At 47.6% G+C, this 17,867-nt stretch carries 13 protein-coding genes; 3 read left to right on the plus strand and 10 right to left on the minus strand.

What is annotated here, in order from left to right; genetic code table 11:
- Positions 1-13: 13 nt before the first annotated feature.
- From purL to HUU10_00105, 9 genes are all read right to left on the minus strand, one after another.
- Positions 14-2,254 (minus strand): phosphoribosylformylglycinamidine synthase subunit PurL, encoded by a 2,241-nt coding sequence (gene purL, locus HUU10_00065; protein ID NUQ79976.1) that lies wholly within the window; start codon positions 2,252-2,254, stop codon positions 14-16.
- Positions 2,251-3,519, minus strand: a complete 1,269-nt coding sequence (locus HUU10_00070) for an MFS transporter (protein ID NUQ79977.1) — start codon at positions 3,517-3,519, stop codon at positions 2,251-2,253. The genes purL and HUU10_00070 overlap by 4 nt, the downstream gene beginning before the upstream one ends.
- A gap of 43 nt (positions 3,520-3,562) precedes the next feature.
- Positions 3,563-4,105 (minus strand): NADH-quinone oxidoreductase subunit NuoI, encoded by a 543-nt coding sequence (nuoI, locus tag HUU10_00075; GenBank protein ID NUQ79978.1) that lies wholly within the window; start codon positions 4,103-4,105, stop codon positions 3,563-3,565.
- A gap of 77 nt (positions 4,106-4,182) precedes the next feature.
- On the minus strand, positions 4,183-5,082 hold the full coding sequence (locus tag HUU10_00080; GenBank protein ID NUQ79979.1) for a hypothetical protein: 900 nt from the start codon (positions 5,080-5,082) through the stop codon (positions 4,183-4,185).
- Complete coding sequence (locus HUU10_00085) at positions 5,082-6,068, minus strand: response regulator (GenBank protein NUQ79980.1); 987 nt, start codon at positions 6,066-6,068, stop codon at positions 5,082-5,084. The genes HUU10_00080 and HUU10_00085 overlap by 1 nt, the downstream gene beginning before the upstream one ends.
- Before the next feature lie 62 nt (positions 6,069-6,130).
- Positions 6,131-7,051, minus strand: coding sequence for a tRNA epoxyqueuosine(34) reductase QueG (gene queG / locus HUU10_00090; protein NUQ79981.1), 921 nt, complete (start codon positions 7,049-7,051; stop codon positions 6,131-6,133).
- A gap of 15 nt (positions 7,052-7,066) precedes the next feature.
- Positions 7,067-7,573, minus strand: coding sequence for a peptidylprolyl isomerase (locus HUU10_00095; GenBank protein ID NUQ79982.1), 507 nt, complete (start codon positions 7,571-7,573; stop codon positions 7,067-7,069).
- Positions 7,574-7,576: 3 nt separating this feature from the next.
- A complete protein-coding gene (locus tag HUU10_00100; GenBank protein NUQ79983.1) occupies positions 7,577-9,391 on the minus strand; it encodes a DegV family EDD domain-containing protein in 1,815 nt (604 codons plus the stop codon).
- Positions 9,392-9,448: 57 nt separating this feature from the next.
- Positions 9,449-10,294, minus strand: coding sequence for a hypothetical protein (locus HUU10_00105; GenBank protein NUQ79984.1), 846 nt, complete (start codon positions 10,292-10,294; stop codon positions 9,449-9,451).
- A 200-nt stretch (positions 10,295-10,494) separates the two neighbouring features.
- Here HUU10_00105 and HUU10_00110 point away from each other — a divergent pair, with 200 nt between their 5' ends.
- Together HUU10_00110 and HUU10_00115 are read left to right on the plus strand one after the other, a co-directional pair.
- The gene (locus tag HUU10_00110; GenBank protein NUQ79985.1) at positions 10,495-11,334 is read left to right on the plus strand and encodes a hypothetical protein; all 840 of its coding nucleotides are present in this window, start codon (positions 10,495-10,497) and stop codon (positions 11,332-11,334) included.
- Positions 11,327-12,532 carry a hypothetical protein gene (locus HUU10_00115; protein ID NUQ79986.1) on the plus strand — a complete coding sequence of 402 codons (1,206 nt, stop codon included), beginning with the start codon at positions 11,327-11,329 and terminating at the stop codon, positions 12,530-12,532. The genes HUU10_00110 and HUU10_00115 overlap by 8 nt, the downstream gene beginning before the upstream one ends.
- Here HUU10_00115 and HUU10_00120 read toward each other — a convergent pair.
- Positions 12,505-14,058: a BamA/TamA family outer membrane protein gene (locus HUU10_00120; GenBank protein NUQ79987.1), complete on the minus strand. Its 1,554-nt coding sequence runs from the start codon at positions 14,056-14,058 to the stop codon at positions 12,505-12,507. The two genes, HUU10_00115 and HUU10_00120, sit on opposite strands and share 28 nt — an antisense overlap.
- Positions 14,059-14,326: 268 nt before the next feature.
- On the opposite strand from HUU10_00120, the gene HUU10_00125 reads away from it, so the two are divergent.
- On the plus strand, positions 14,327-17,836 hold the full coding sequence (locus tag HUU10_00125) for a putative Ig domain-containing protein (GenBank protein NUQ79988.1): 3,510 nt from the start codon (positions 14,327-14,329) through the stop codon (positions 17,834-17,836).
- The last annotated feature ends 31 nt before the right edge of the window (positions 17,837-17,867 follow it).

Raw genomic sequence — 17,867 nt, forward strand, 5'->3', positions numbered from 1 at the left:
TATGTAAAGTAATTCACCGGTTATACAAATTGCGGATTCTATTGTAGTATGGATCCGCAATTTCTTCCCAACTGAATTCAGTTTCTCCTGCACGCCACATACCATTCCCGGTCACTTTTCCGATTTCCATACAAGGCACATTGTGCTCGATAAAAAAGCTTCGGACTGAATCTGCCTGAGCAGGAGTTACCTCAATCACCACCCTGCCCTGATCCTCGCTGAACCAAAAGGTAGCCGGCTCCATCGTACCTTGTTGACTCTCGAGTCCGAGTGATCCGGTTTGACGGTTAATGAACATATCGGCAAGACACATAAACAAACCACCATCAGAGACGTCATGTGCCGATTGAATCAGACCTGCTGCTATGGCTTCGAGCAAGGTCTCATGCAGTTTCTTTTCTTCCTGAAGGTTGATATGAGGCGCATCACCCGCCACAACTCTATGTACCACTTTCAGGTACTCGCTTCCGGTGATGGAGGCCTGTGGCCTTCCAACCTGGAATAAGACATTTCCTTCTTTCTTCAATGCAAGAGTCATTGGCGGAGTGGCCTCGACATTTTCGATCAGCCCCAACATGCCGATGGTCGGTGTCGGGTACACAGCGGCTTCAGGACTTTCATTATAGAAACTCACGTTGCCGCCGGTTACCGGTGTATCAAATACCCTGCATGCTTCACCCATACCAGCCAGGGCCTCTGAGAACTGATAGTAAACCTCTGGTTTATATGGGTTACCGAAGTTCAGGCAATTGGTTATGGCCAGGGGGCGTGCACCTGTGCAAACCACATTTCTTGCGGCTTCGGCAACTGCAATCTGACCGCCTTTTCTTGGATTGAGAAAGACATAACGGCCATTACAGTCAGTTTTAACGGAAAGAGCTTTTCGGGTTCCCTTAATCCGGATCACTGAGGCATCAGTGGTTCCGATTTCGGTCATTGTATTTGTCCGGACCATAGAGTCATACTGGTCAAATATCCATTTTCTGGATGCCAGATTCGGACTTTCGAGTAACTGAAGGGCCTCCTTACTGAAATCGTTCAGTTTGTAACCAGAGAGGTCGGCTTTCTGGATGGTATCGAGCCACTCCGGACGTTTTCTTTCGCGGACATAAACCGGAGCTCCGCCTCCCAACACGAGTGAGTGAGCCGGAATATCTGCTTTTTTCGTTCCATCCCTGTAGATTTCAATGCGACCGGTATTCGTTACCTCGCCAATGATAACCGCGTGGAGGTCCCACTTGTCGAAAATCTGAATAATCGAATCTTCCCTGCCCTTTTCAGCAACGATCAGCATTCGTTCCTGTGATTCGCTCAGCATCAGTTCGTAAGCAGTCATGTGGGACTCTCTGGCAGGCACTTTATCCAGATCTATTTTCATGCCAACCGAGCCCTTTGCGCTCATTTCGGAGGTTGAGCAGGAAATCCCGGCAGCCCCCATATCCTGAATTCCGATGACATTGCCGGTAGCTATGGCCTCCAGAGTAGCCTCGAGAAGCAATTTCTCGGTAAAAGGATCGCCTACCTGAACACTGGGACGTTTCGCGTCTGACTCTTCAGAAATTTCCTCAGAGGCGAAGGTGGCGCCATGAATTCCATCCCGACCGGTCGCCGAACCGACGATAAGAACCGGATTTCCTTCACCGCGTGCGATGGCGCTGGCGGTTTTCCCTTTCTCGACAATTCCGACCGACATGGCATTTACAAGCGGATTTCCCTGGTAACAGTCTTCAAAATAAACTTCACCAGCAACGGTAGGCACACCAAAGGAGTTACCGTACATGCTGATTCCCTTAACCACCCCTTCGAGAAGAAAGCGGGTCCGCGGATGATCCGGATTCCCAAAACGAAGAGAGTTAAGCGATGCGATGGGCCGTGCTCCCATGGTAAAAATATCACGGTGAATTCCACCGACACCAGTTGCTGCTCCCTGGACCGGTTCTACCGCGCTGGGATGGTTGTGGCTTTCAATTTTAAAGGCCACGGCAAGGTTATCACCAATATCAACCAATCCGGCATTTTCCTCACCGGCATCAACCAATAACCTTCCACCGCTTCTTGGAAGTTTTTTTATCTCCAGAATCGAATTTTTGTAACTGCAGTGTTCGGACCACATGACCGAAAAAATTCCAAGCTCAGTAAAGCTTGGCGTTCTTCCCAGAATGGAGAGAATTTTTTGGTATTCTTCATCGGTTAAACCGTGTTTTTTAACCAGTTCCGGGGTGATTTCGGGTTCTGTAAAGACTGAGTGACTCATAGGGAGTTCCGTTTGCGGGATAATTGAATAAGATGTGCGGCCGAAGCAATAACTGCAAAAATACGAATGAGGATGGTGATGGTAAAAACCAACAGAATATTGGATTCCCTGTCAGGGCTCCAGGATTCGGTGACAGCGCCCCCGAGCCAGGTTCCCAGAAAATAGGCCAGACCGGATGTGGTTGCATAAACTGCAATCCTGATGTTCCTGAAAGGTTCAGACGGCTTTCCCAGACTGATGGTAGCATTGGTCAGCAGAAAACCGCTGTAACAAACGCCGATCACCACCGCATCAAGAAAAAACAGCCACAGCGTTGATTGGTTGATGAATAGCCAGAGAAAGGATGAAGTCAGCAATCCACTCAATGAGGATAAAAGGCTCACATGGACTCCGAAACGATCCAATATCCGACCGAAAATTTGGTAGGAAATGATGCCGATACCCAAAATCAGGGATTGATACCATGCGAAGGTTGAATAGGAAATTTTTTGCTCCTCAACCATATAAATCGGAATAATCATAATGACCATCCCGACGGATAACAGTCCGGTCGAAGACACAAAAACCGTTTTCATAAACGGGCGATCGGCCAGTACCATTCTGATACTGGCTAAATTGAGGGGCTCCCTGCTCGTTTCCGGTTGTTCCCGATGGGTTTGCCTGGAAAACAGAAAAACCGTTATCAGGCCAAAAAGCACGCTGATGGCAAGCAGAGTGGCATAGCCTGCGGACAAATCGCCATTGGAAGTAAACCGGTCGAGAGTCCAGCCAATCAGCACATGGTAAGCTGCAGACACCATTGCTGTAATTCCCTGCCGGAATCCGAAATACTTACCTCTTACACCCGGGACAACCAGATCGCTCATCCAACTGTTCCAGCCATGTGCAAGGAGCTTATCCAGAATAAAATAGGAAGTGAAAATGAGGACAAACAGCCAACCCATCGAAGCCGGATTTCCAAACAACAGAACCCCGATTGGGATGAGCCACAGTGACCGTGCCAGCAAGGCGAGAACCATCACCCATTTTTTACGGTCAATGCCCCTGTTCAGAATCCAGACATTCACGAAATAAAAAATCTGAAACAGGAAGGAAAAGCTTGAGAGGATGGAAACGGTTGTTTCTGATAGTCCGAACAGGAAACCAAGTCCCATCAGCCAGGCATTCTGCAGCAATAAATACTGGAAATTTGCAAGAACACCTTCAAGCGTCGAAATCTTCAACCCTTGCCGGATGGAGTCGGATGAATGCATGGAAAGTGGCAACGGTTTTGTTACCACTGGTTTGCGGAGAGACAACTGATGGCTATCAGTTAACCGGGGTCGGTGAAATAACCTTTGATTTTTCTTCCGGATTCTTATAGTGATGGAGAAACTCGAGACGATCTTTCAGATCGGAGGCTGGTGTCATGAGTTTCTCCTTGCCGAAAATGGCAGAGTCCCGGTTATTGAACACAATGTCATATTCTTTGCTCATGACAATGGCTTCTTCGGGACACACTTCTTCACAATAACCGCAGAAGATGCAGCGGAGCATATCGATTTCGAAGACCTTTGGAAACCGTTCCTGATTGCGGCTGGTTTCATCGGCTTCCACATAAATGGCCAGAGGTGGGCAGGCACGGGAGCAAAGCCCGCAGGCCACACAGCGTTCAGTACCATCTTCTTTCTCTACGAGCACGGGACGGCCTCTGAAAACAGGAGGGGCAATCCATTTTTCTTCAGGATACCGGAGGGTGACTACCGGTTCAAACATCTGACGGAACGTATACCACATTCCCTTGATGATTTCAGGCAGGTAGATTTTCTCGCTGAAAGTGAGGCGCTGGTCGATGTTTACGGTTTTGTTCATGCCCGATTCCGGTTTTTCAAAAGAATAAACTGTGAGTTCTGTAGTTGGGTTCCGCGAATATCCGGAAAAGCACCGGATCAGTCAATTGAAGATGGGGGTAAAATCTGGCTAACCAGAAGGTCCACGGTTTTATCAACTTCGTTTTCTGGGACCCTGGTGCTTCCAGCACCTTCATGGCCGCCTCCACCCAATGATTTAAGTAGGCGTCCCACATGCAGCTTAGAAGACCGGTTCAGAATACTTTTTCCAAGGCTGATTTTAACAAGGGAGGGATTCAGCCGATCACGGGTCAATTGCAGCTGAATATTGCACGGTTCAAACATGGCAAAAGGCAGAAAGCGGTTCGAAATCCACTCTCTGTCATCCACATTCCGAAAATCAGTAATCAGGAGGTGGTCCTTCATGGAAGAATGAGCAAGAATCGCCTGCCGGTACTTTTCCTGTGAGTTCAGAAAAAAGGCAATCCGATTCATGACTTCCTGATTTTGCAGGCAGGTTTCAGGTTTTCCCGAATCAAGCAAGTCGATCAGGAGATTCCAATACTCATAATCGGTAGATTCCCGGGAAGGAACAACGGTAAAGGAAACCAGGACATAGTCTTTTGGTGAAAGGATGTCATCCCTGTCCAGTAAGGCACCATCGATTTTATCGGTTTCCCGGGTCAGATCGTTAAAGCGTTTCAGTGAAGGGACGGTGGATTTAAAGGCTTCCCAGATAAGACCTGCTGCAGAGGGAGCCACTTCAAAAACCCCTCTGAATTCATCTGGAATGTCATTGGATGCATGGTGATCGAACCACCAGGAGCACGCAGGATGATAAGGAAGGTTTGCGATTATGTCGGATGGCAGCACCGGGAACAAACCATCCTGAATATCCTTTGGTTCTGCGAACAGTACGGACTCGATGGGAAAGATGTGTTTCAGGTAGACCGCGCAAACCAGACCGTCAAAATCGGGTCTGATAATCAGTCGTGGCATCAGCCCTGATTATCCAGATTTTTTTCGGTAACCATATCGATAAACTCCTGAATCAGGCGGGGATCCCAGCTTCCCTGTTGAGTTTCCTTCAGCATAATATCAAAGGTGGTCCGACGGTCAAGTGCTTTCCGGTAAGGTCTTTCCGTGGTAAGTGCATCGTAAAAATCGACGGTTGAAACGACCCTTGCCACCAGGGGAATTTCTTCACCTTTCAGTTTATCCGGGTATCCTGAGCCATCCCAACGTTCCTGATGGTGTCTGATACAGGCAAGAACAGGTTGAAGCGTTTTCAGAGGAGAACAGATTTTCTCGCCTTCTTCCGGGTGAGTCTTCATCACCTCGTATTCCTCAATGGTAAGACGCCCTGGTTTCAGCAGGATTGAATCGCTGATGGCTATTTTGCCAATGTCATGGAGAATACCACCACGGATGACAATTTCAATTTCCTGGGTGGACAAACCGATGCGTTCTGCAAGCAGCCGGCCGTAGTATGCTAACCGGTCGCAGTGTCCTTCTGTATATTCATCTCTGGCTTCAACCGCCCGGGCCAAAGAGAAAATCACCGTTTCTGCATTTTCAAGCTGGTCGGTGAAATACTTGGTTTTCAGCAGGGACCTGACTCTGGTAATCAATTCGGTCCGGTTGAATGGCTTTCCGAGAAAATCATCCACTCCGATATCGATGGCCTTGATTTTGGCATCAAAATCATACAGGCCGGTGAGCATGATGATCGGAATCAGCCGTGTATCGCGGTTACTTTTCAGAACTTTGGAGAGCTCATAGCCATTCATACGTGGCATCATCATATCGACAATGACCAGATCGGGATTCTTCTGGCCGATTTTGACCAGCGCTTCTTCCCCATCCTGAGCGGTTTCCACAAAGTAGTTTTCTTCTTCGAGACAGTCCTTCAACAATGACAAAACCGATTCGTGGTCATCAACCACTAAGATCCGGCTTTGATTTTTCGGTAAAAATTCGAGCACACCTTGTCCCTGTTTTGTTTCTAAAAATAGGTCGTAATTCCCCGAAACTCAACCAATCCGGATTATTGCTTACGGGTGTGGATGATATTTCTGAGAAACCCTTTTTTTCCTCGTCTGATCATGGGGGTTTGTGAGAAGGTTTTTCGGAATCTGGATGAAGACAGGTTTTCAATATGCTGCAGATCCATTGTTTTCCAGATTCCTTCACCGGGCTGGTCAGGTGACTTTAATTGATTGCCAAACTTCTGATTCCACGGACACACTTCCTGGCAGATATCACACCCCCAGATCCAACCGTTCGTATCAAAGCCGTCCGGCAGTGTTTCCTGCTTATTCTCGATGGTCTGATAGGAGATGCAGCGATTTGAATCGATGGTGCCAGGTTTGATGATGGCCTGTGTCGGGCAAGCACTCATACAGGCATTGCAGGTGCCGCAATGATTGGTTTGGTAGGGTTGATCTGCTTCAAGGTCGCGGTTCAGTAAAAGCAAGCCGATGTTAAACCAGGAGCCTTGTTTTGAAAGCAGCAGAGAATGTTTACCAATCCAGCCCAATCCCGCCAGCCGAGCATATTCCCTTTCGAAAACAGGAGCAGAATCAATGGCAATCCGGTATTCAAGTCCGGAATCGGTTTCTTTAAGTCGGCTGGCCATCCAATCCAGTTTCTCACGCATGGTGAAATGGTAGTCCGGACCACTTGCATACCGGCTGATCTTGCCCAGGTTTGTCCGGGGATCCGAACTGGTCTCGGTGAGGTAATTCCACAGTACAACCACCACGGACCGAATGGGAGGAAACAAAAGCCGGATATCCTCACGGAGGTCGGCATGGCGTTCCATATAATCCATTCCGGCATGATGACCCGATTGAATCCAGTCGAGAAGGGACTGACGGTGATTGTTTAGGAGAACGGGGTGGGTGATTCCGCAGGCGAGGAATCCGGCCTGATCAGCCAATTGCTTAATCAGGCCGGCTGTAATCATCGAAACTCTGAGTGTTTACGGTTTGGTGGGAATTTCCACTGTCATCTGAATGCGCTGAAGCGGATTATCTCGCTGATCTCGTTGCTGTTTCACAATCTGATCTGCCACATCCATTCCCTCGATGACCTCTCCAAAGACGGTATATTGTCCATCAAGAAACTGGTTATCGGCCACATTGATGTAAAACTGGGATCCGCTGGATTCCCTTTTTGGATTCACCATGTCTGGTTTTCGGGCTGCAGCAACAGATCCCCTTGAATTCGGGAGTGATATTTCTGCGGGAATGGTGTAATCGGGACCACCCATTCCATGCGAGCTCCGGTCTTCCTTTTTAGAATTCGGGTCTCCGCCCTGGATCATAAACCCGGGAATGACCCGGTGGAAAGTGCATCCATTGAAGTAACCTTCAGTTGCCAGCTTAATAAAGTTTTTTGCATGCAACGGAGCCACATCTTCACGCAGACGGATGGTGATTTTTCCAAAACTGGTGGTTATGGATACGGTTGGAAGAAGCTGGGTCATTTTTTAATCCTCATATTGTACAGCAAAGCCGAAGGCGTACGGACCGGCGTGTGATCCCAGAACCGGAGAAACCTCGGCGGTAGGGATATCAATTTTTGGCATAACTTTCCGAAGGGCGGCTTCCAATTCAATGGCAGATTGAATATTGGCGGCATGGACCACTCCCAAACGCTTGATTTTCCGGGATGTGTTCAACTTTTTCAGGAAATATCCAATGGCCGAACGCCGGGACCTGACTACATCCACCTTTTCAACTTTACCATCCGGTTTAAAAGTAAGGATTGGCTTCATGCCCAGCAGCCTGGCGATAAATCCACGAACTTTCGAGAGTCTTCCCCCTTTGATCAGGTACTCGACCGAATCGAGATAAAAATAAATTTCGAATTTCGTCCGGATGGCATCCTGTTCATTAACGATCGTTTCTACCGGAACCCCGGCCCGAAGTCTTTCAACCACTTCCTCGAGCATGAAGCCGGATGCCAGAGACAGGGTTCGTGTGTCAAAATCGAACACCTGCTTACCGGTCCCGGATGACTCAACCTGTCTGGCAGCGGTCAATCCAGCCTGGTAGGTACCCGAAACAGCAGAACTGAGACTGAACCACAACACTTTGTCTTTCTTCTGAGAAGCAAGGGTGAGGTCTTTCAACAACCGGCCCGGATTTGGTAATGAAGTACTGGGTGTCAGTTTCCGGTCTGCCCTGAGGCGGTTGTAAAACTCTTCTGTTGTAATGGTTTCCTGATCCAGGTACTCTTTTCCACCAAGAAAAACCTGTAAAGGTGTAACAGTGATGTTGTATTGCTTTCGTGTGGACTCAAAGACAGCACAGGATGAGTCAACCACGATGCTGACAGGTAACGGATTTTCATTCTCGCCCCAGGTATCGGCATGCTGAGCCCGCATATCCTCATGTTTTTTCTGAAGCACGGTACCATAGGATTCTGCTATCTGGAATACGTCGTGAGGGGTATTTGTGTGGAGATGAACCCTGATTTTTGTCTTGCTTCCTGCAACAATGATCGAATCGCCATAGGACAGAATCCGGTCCCGTAGTTCATTCTTTTTAAGGTCTTTTCCTTCAAGAAGAAACTCGGTGCAATATTGGAAATGAATTGATTCGGGGTCAAAGACCACATTGGCATGTGCTTCCATCTCCATATCGGAAGCATCCAGTTCGGCAATGGTTTCTTCCTTGACGCTGCCGCTCAGAATGAATGCAGAAACACCCTCTATTATATTCACAAAGCCAGACGCACCAGAATCCACAACATTGGCCTTTTTGAGCACTTCCAATTGGTTTGTGGTCTCTGCCAGGGCCCTTTTTAGATCAACCAGTGAGGATTTGATCAGTTTCCGGTAATCAGCCTCTGCTTTTGCTAATCGGCTGACCGATTCGGACCAACTTCTCATGACGGTCAGAATGGTCCCTTCCCTGGGTTTACTGATGGCATCCATGGCCATCTGAACCGCGTTTTCAATGGCAAGGGCGAAATCACGGGTATCTGCCTTGGACTTTCCCGTGAATCCCTCTGAAAGTCCCTGGAAAAACTGAGCCAGAATAGCTCCGGAGTTTCCTCTGGCTGCCATGAGTGCACTTTCAGCAACGGCATTACTCATTTTATAGAGATGCGGTTCGTAGGAATCATACGCACGCTGAAGAATGGCCCGCATGGTGGCGGCCATGTTGCTGCCGGTATCACCGTCAGCAACCGGGAACACATTGATCTTATTCAGGTGGTCTTTGTGCCGGATCAGATTCAGGGAGCCGGCAATCACAGCCCGGCGTAACCGGTGTCCGTTGAGGTAATGAATAGACATCAGGAATGGTTCCTTTTTGCTTAGTACTTCCCTTCAGCAGGATTTTCCACCGGTAGGTCAGTGCTGAGGATGAATGAGGTTGTAAACATCAAGTGGGTGATTTACAATCAGGCCATGAATGTCATGCTGAATCACTTTTCCGCAGGCATTCAGTTCAGATTCTTTATCAGTATAATGATGCTCTGTGTAGGCCAGAATGGAGGTTTCAAGTTCATCCTTAACCAGAGTTTCAAACTCCTTGTCAACCTTGGATATAGGAACGATGATGTATTGGGCACTGAGTTGTTTAACCTTACTGATCCAACCCCTTTCATCGGGTTGGTCGGTAAGCACGCCCAGTTTCATATCCTGACTGTAATGTCTGAGTAAGTCCAGACTTTCCCAGTTGAAGGAGGAAAACAGAACATGCCGGGGATCGATCCATGAGTCGACCTGCATGTACAGCCGGTTGACGAAGTTTTTCACAAACTCACCCTTCAGAAGCGGACTGATCTTCAATTCTATGTTGAGGAGGAAATCAGCAGAGTCTTCCGGAACCAGACTCAGGATATCATCGAGGGTGGCAATTCCCACTCCCTTGAATTTTTTATTATACAGGACGCCGTAATCGACCTTCTTCAATTCTGCCATGGGTAATGTGGAAATCCGGGCTTTCGGACCTCCGAAACGACTCAGATCTTCATCATGAAAGACGATGAGTTCGCCATCCTTGGTAATCTGAACATCGATTTCAGCACCATCAATGGTGCTTTCATCCAGACAGGAGGCAACCGCGTTAACCGAGTTTTCGGGAAGCAATCCACTGTTTCCCCTGTGACCGATCACCATGATTTTGTGCCGGGGGGCAACGATTCCCTGTTTTGGTTTTTTCGGTGCTTTCTTTGTTTTTTTTGTATCTGTCATTTTAAAAGTTGACGTAATTCCTGGATTGGTCCGTATTGCGGCCGCATCCAATGTTTAAAGTCCGGGCGCAGTTTGCTCCGGAATCTTAATATAAGTCTATTCTGGTACGTGATTCAATAGCTGATATGAAAAATTTTCGCTTCATGTAATCTTCATCTGTATCTGATTATATTTGATAAACAGAGAATGTTGTCAGTTATATGAATCCTTCTGCCCTGCTGACATTGATAGAGGACCCCGATCCTGAAATAAGGAAGGAAATCGGTCGTTTCTTTCAGTCGAATCATGACTTTTCTGCATTGGTTCAATTAGAAGTGATCATGGGAGAGGTCAGTTCTGAGTCCTCTGAATTCATACAGGAACTGTACCTTGAGTGTAAGGAAGCGTGGTTCAGGGAAAGTCTGATCCGGCTGGTTTCTGAGGACAGGTTACTGGACCACCGGCTGCTGGGTGATGTACTGATCGGTATGAATGTCCTGTTTGCCGAACAGAATCAGGCCCTGGATGCCCGGATGGTCCTGGATAACATCATTCAGGAATGTATTGAAAACAGCCATCCGTATGATACCGACTGGGACAAACTGTCTGCAATCAATCAGGTTCTGTATGTAAACCACCGTTTTACGGGAAATCATTCTAATTACTACCACCTCTCTAACTCTGATTTTACTTCGTTGCTGAAGACCAAGCAGGGTATCCCGGTCAGTTTATCCATGTTGTACCTGATCGTCGGACGGGCTTGCGGGATTAATCTTCATCCGGCAGCGCTTCCGAGACATTTTATGTTGTGCCTCACCAATCCGGATCTGGTCTTTATAGATTGCTATAATTCCGGAGCAGTTCTCAACCCGGCCGACATCAGCCAGTTTTTATCAGAAATCAACATTCAGGAGCCCATTGATTCCTTTTTGTTTCCAACATCCTCTGCCGTGATCAGACGCATTTTTCAAAATCTGATCTATTTGTGCAACAGCACCGGTGATGAAAAAATGCTCAGCAGACTCGGGGAATACCTCGCCCTGACCAACCAGAATGCCTGAATCTGATTTACCTGCCTGTTTCCTTTCACCTGACCGTTTTTTCTCTCATTTGTCAGCAATCGAAAAGGATCAGGAATCGGTCTTTCGGCTGGCTTCCAGCATTGAAAAACAATTTGAGGTAACGAATCCCTGGCGTCAGTGGATATCAGAATCCATTCAGTTGAAATCCAGACTTCAGAATAAAAACTTTCCCATGCCGTTCTGGATGATTTCCGGGCAGCGATTAGAAATGGCCACTCACTTCTCACTGGCCCGTTTTCATGCCTCGCTGGTTCCGGAGGTGGTTTCAGAGGTTCTGGATATGACCATGGGAGCCGGCTTCGATACTGTTGCCTTTCTGATGGCCGGCTTACAGGTCAGTGGCTGGGAATCGGATGAAAGCGCCTTTTATCAAATGATGGCCAATCGGGCACTCTGGAAATTGGATTCACTCAACGTCTTTCACGGGGATTCAACCAACCTGATTCCCGACCCCACTGTTTTTGTCTATGCAGACCCTATGCGTCGTTCAGGGACAAAGCGAATGGCGGGTTATCGTCCCGATCCCTCCGGTTTGAAGGTGGCGGAAAAACAACCGGTCCTTATCAAACTTTCCCCGATGGAAGATCCAACCATCTGGATCAATCGTGGGTTTAAAACCATTGCGGTTTCCTATGAGAGGGAATGCCGGGAGGTTCTGATTCACCGGAATCTGAATCCGGAAATTACTGCAAGATCTGTCTGGATTGATGGAGTCTGGTTTCAATCTGATCATCAGCCTGATCAGATTCCATCCCATTCAGAAGGACCCGACTCGATTTACTGGCCAGATCCTGCATTGCTCGTTTCAGGGCTGGCAGGGGTCACAGCAGAAGCTCTCAACCTAAAACCCATTCAGCCGGGGACCTGGCTTTGTCTTGGCAAAACAACTGGCGTGGAACCATTATTTATCCAATATTATTTGCTTGACAATCAATACTATAAACTAAGTTTCCTGGATCGCATGTTAGGAGGGTTGGTCCGGGAAAGACCTTTGATTTTCAAGAAGAAATATAGCCGGGTTGACATTGATTCTTTTCAGGGCAGGTATCAGAACCGGTCGGTTGATTACAGCCAGAAACCCATCATCGTGCTCATTACAGATATTGGGAACAAATCTGTGTTTTATCTGTGTGAGCCAGCTGATCTGTCTCAGAACTCGTTCATCAAGCCCAGGTGAATTTTACCGGTACTGAAGGTATCGCCTTTTCCGAGAGCAAATAAAAACCGGGTAATGCCCACCGGTGTTCTGATCATCAGCCCTATTCCATACCCGATCACTGACATTTCGGTTGGCTTCAGCCCTGCTTTTTCAATCCGTGGGGTCACCAGGTAACCGGCATCCAGGAAAGCCAGCAGGTAGCTTTCTTCTTCGAATGGAAAGCGGAGCTCGTTTACCAGAATTCCCTGCCGGATGGCGAGAAACTGATTCTCACGATAGCCTCGCATGGTGTTGATTCCGCCAGTTCGTATAAGGTCCGATAGTTCTGGTTCTTCCACCGAACGGTGATTGGCTCTGAGGGATCCATACCAGATCAGCTGATTTCCCACCGGTTTCCAGACTGACAGCGTTGCATCAACCTGTAACCACGGGTTTGATTTCCTGACTGAACGGACCGCTACCACGCTATCCGGTCCGGTGATTTGTTTGTTTCCATAACCCAGGGTTGCCGATACAGTGTGTCCGTTGGTGACCAGTGACTTCCCTTTCCGGTCATCATAGGTGATACCTGTCAGGAAAACCAGTTTTCTGCTGTTTAATACGGTTGGGCCTGTTTGTCTGGTCAGGCGATTTGAAAGTCCGGTGGTAAAGCCAGTTTCCAGTCCGGCCGAAATGGACAATTTGTCGATTCCAAAATAGTCGATACCACCCGAATATTGCTGGCGGATAAAGGTGGAATCCTGATTCAGCTGACCGGCTGCGAGTTTCAGGTCGATTGGAAATCCGAGAATCCATGGTTCAGCCAGATTGAGCCGGTATTCCTGCGACCATTTGTCTTCCCTTGACCAGTACAAGTCAAGCCGACGGGCGTTCCCAAGGAAATTTTTCAGCCGGATATCAATCAATCCATTCAGAGAAGCTGGTTTGGATGGGCTTGCAGGCGAGTATCCGATGATCCCATCAAATCTGGAGGACGGTTTTTCCTCAACCTTAACGTACCATTGATAGTTGTTCTCGCCTGTGATCTGAAAAGTTGGTTCTGAAACAGATTTAAATAATTCACTGGCAAGAAGCCGGGAACGGATGGCAGCAGCGGTTTCGGGCGAATAAACCATGCCATCCCTTATCCTGCTGATGCGTTCTATAACCCTGGTGCTTACTTCTTTATTTCCGTCGGCTGTAATGCCGCTCAGACGAACCCTTGAGGTGTCCTCAATCTGGATCAGAATGCTTACCGAAATGGTATCCTCATTGACCTTCCGAAACCTGAATTCAGGACGAAAGGTCATGAAGGGAAAGCCTGCTTCGGTTGCTACCGACAACAGCCTGATCAGGTAGGCCTCGGCTACCGTTTGGGAAAAAACTGAACCTGTTACCAATTTACCGGTTTCTGGCGGTGGAAAAGCAGGTGGCGCAGAAAATGAAACCGGGCCACAAAGGCTGATTGGCCCTTCATCACCCCAAAGCAGCACCGAGTCCGAAAGAAAAGTAATCGAATCAACGCGGCAATGATAATGGCCATATCCGGCCATAAAATCAGACAAAATGGTAAATATTTCGTTTACAGGCTGGTTGCTGAACGGCACAGGAGGGTTTTGGTTCCACGCATGGCCCGGTTCCCCGAAACCAGAAATCTGAATTTTTTGTGAAAAAACAGGGAAAGGTGTGACCAGAAAGATTGTAAAGGTAAAAATGTAAAATAATTTCACTGGTAAGGCTGCGGGGGTCTGTTTCTTGCTTTTACCGGTCAGGTAAAATACTTTTGACATTGACTTTTTTGTCTCAATTTACTTGAACCCAGGGTGTTTCGCAATGACTAAATTTTTCCTGTTCTCCGCTGTCATTACATCGGTGGCAACGTTATCATTTTCTCCGATTCAGGCACAGAAGCCCGGTCCTGGGAAAGGATCTCTCACCTATGTTAAAAGAGGTACTGAGGGGGATGCTACTTACCTTCGGTCGGTAATTGAGTCTGACAAACTATTTGTGGTTTCGCAAAGTAAAGGGGTCTACACCCTGAAAGTCCACAATGGCGACAGCCTGACACAGATTTCGAACAATTCTGCCGAAGTTGGTCTGTTAACAGGGGGCATTGCAAAAAATGGTGATTTCCTCTACATCACTGACAACTTGAATGGAATTCTGGTCTTTGACACCCGTGGTGAAAAATTGGAAAAGCTTTTCAGTTTTAAACCGGTGACAGAAGTATGGGATGTCGCAGTTAAAGGAGATATTCTCTATGCAGCAGAAGCCTCCGCCGGACTGACCAGTTATCAGCTGAATCCGGATGGATCCTTTACCAAATTAAGCAACTATAAAACGGTTTCTCGGTGGTCCTGGGCCTGGAGAACACAGATTGTTAACGATACCCTTTTTGTGGTTGATAAGGAAGAAGGAATCAAGGTATTCGATATCTCCACGCCTGCTTCCCCACGATATCTTTCTTCATTTAAAACCGGTGGTACACCGAAAGATATCATCAAATCAGGATCCCGGCTTTTGGTGGCAGACGGACCGGAAGGATTAAAGGTTTTCACCCTGAATTCCGCAGGATTTGCCCGTTTGATTGAATCAGTTCCAACCCGCGGGGATGCTCAATCGATCCTGCAGTCAGGGAAGTACTTCTTTCTTGCCAGCGGGACCGATGGTATCTATATCCTCTCCTACTCAGCAACTGGAAGTCTGACTGCCGATTTCCGGACAAAGGAAGAGGGTGAAATCATTTCAATCACCAAACTTAACGAGAATGTGTTCGCCTCGAGCAGCGAAGGAATTCTTCTTTACAAGTATAACTCACCTCCAATTATTGAAAGCATTTCGAATCAGGTGGTTGATGAAAACGCTCTTTTAACTTTTGCAAGAAAAGGATTTGATCCTGATGGCTCAAAGGTGATTATCTCTGCAGAAAACCTTCCTGAAGGAGCAGAATGGAACATTGAGCAAGGAACTTTTACGTGGACACCTACCTACGAACAATCGGGAAGGTACCGCATCTACTTTGCTATCACCGAAGATACAGATGCCGCTTTGTATGACGTTGATACAGTCACGGTTGTTGTCAACCATGTGAACCGTTCCCCTTCACTTGCATTGGTTGAACCTGTAACCATTCCTGAAAACAAACCATTTGAATTGGTAATCAGTTCAGGTACAGACCCTGACCGGGAAGACGAAGGAAAGCTCGTTCATTTTGCAAGACAGATGCCACAGGGAGCAGCATTTGACCCTGCCACATTGAAATTTTCATGGACACCTACCTACGAACAATCCGGTAACTACCCGGTTCAGTTTGGTGTAAATGATCCAGCAGGTCTTGAAGCGGTCGTCACCTTTAATGTGACGGTTACCCATGTCAATCGTCCTCCTGTACTGGCTGAGATTGGCCCCAAGACTGTAAATGAAAATGAAGGCCTCCCATTTATCGTTAAGTGGTCTGATCCTGATAAGGAGGATGATGGTAAACTACGGATGTCGACGACTGCTTTGCCCGAAGGAGCCTCATTTGATCTTGTATCCGGTTCGTTTAACTGGACTCCCACCTTTGAACAATCAGGAACTTACACAATTCGTTTTACAGTAGAAGATTCAGATTCGGATGGAGCTGGTATTCAATCAGATTCAGAAGAAATCACCATAACTGTTAACCATGTTAACCGCGCACCGGTGCTTTACCTTGTAAAAGATCAGAGTACTAAGGAAAATGAACTGCTGGAATTCAGGTTAACCGGGGCTGATCCGGATGTTGAAGATCTGGGCAAACTGGTTTTCTCAGGAAAAGACCTTCCGAAAGGATCTGAGCTTAAGGATTCTACCTTTATCTGGACACCAGATTTCTTCCAGGCGGGCACCTATACTCTTAATTTTAAAATTTCCGATCCCAGCGGGCTTACAGCCGCTCAGGACATGAAAATGACGGTTGAGAACGTCAACCGTAATCCGGTAATTGAACCAGTTAATGCAGTTCTTGATGCGAAAGAAAATTCACTCTTCACTTATCAGTTCAGAATTACCGACCCTGACAAGGAAAAATTAACTCTTACCCTGTTACCTCTTCCTGCAGGGGCCACTTTTGATGCAGAAAAGCAGTTATTTACCTGGACGCCAACTTATGAACAATCCGGCACCTATGATTTAACTCTGGCTGCCAAAGACCCTCTTGATGGAACCGACCAGGTTACCTTTGCCATTTCGGTTGCCAATGTGAATCGTTTCCCTGTTTTTGCCGACATCCCTTCCCAACTGGTCGCCGAGAACAAACCGTTAATGCTAACGGTTACCGCAACCGATCCGGACAGACAGCAAGTCACTCTCGACATTACCGGACTGGTACAGGGAATGGACTTTAATGTCATGACAGGTTCCTTAAACTGGACACCTGATTTTGAGCAGGCCGGTTCCTACACCGTTACGGTAACTGCCACCGATGAAGAAGGAGCCAAAACAGATAAGCAGGTTCAGATTACGGTTTCAAACGTTAACCGTCTGCCTGAATTCACTCCTGTTGAACCTGTATCGGTAAACGAAAATGAAGCACTTCGGCTGGTAATTGTTGCCCAGGATCCTGATCGTCAGGTATTGACCTATTCTTCTCAGGATCTACCTCAGGGTGCCCGGCTCGGTTCACAGGATGGGGTTCTGGAATGGACTCCCACCTTCGAACAGGCAGGTCCGTATACCATCCAGGTAAAAGCAACAGATCCGGAAGGCGGATTTTCGGTTCTGCCCGTCAGCGTTTCAGTTCAGAATATTAACCGGAATCCCGTGCTTAGTGATGTGAAGGATATCTCCGGCGATGAGAACCAACGCATTTCGGTAACTTTTAAAGCAGCCGATCCAGACCGGCAAGCGCTCACCATCCGTCTTGATGGCGAATTACCTGCTGGTGCTACTTTCGATGTAAAAACACTGGTTTTCACATGGACCCCTGGATATACTCAGGCAGGCAACTACGGGCCGTTTACACTGACCGCTGTTGATCCTGAAGGCGCCCAGGCTGAGGCCACTTTCAATCTGACAGTGAAGAACATCAATCGTAAACCTGTTCTTGCCGTGAACGGAACAAGAACGGTTATGGCTGGTGAAGCGATTCGCCTTACTGCCACTGCCTCCGATCAGGATGAAGAGACCCTCTCGCTTGGTGTTAAAAACAATCCGGCCGGATCAGGATTTAATCCGGCTAACGGAGAGTTCAGCTGGGATAGCACGCTGCCGGGGACCTATACCATTGATTTCACAGTTAATGATGGTATCGATACTGTTACGGAATCGGTAACCATCACCGTGAATCCGAAGCCGGTTGCACCTCAGGGTGGAGGAAACTGATCTTCCTGAATTGCAAGGGTTGAATTTCAGG

The organism is Bacteroidota bacterium (assembly GCA_013360915.1).
Lineage (GTDB): Bacteria > Bacteroidota > JABWAT01 > JABWAT01 > JABWAT01 > JABWAT01.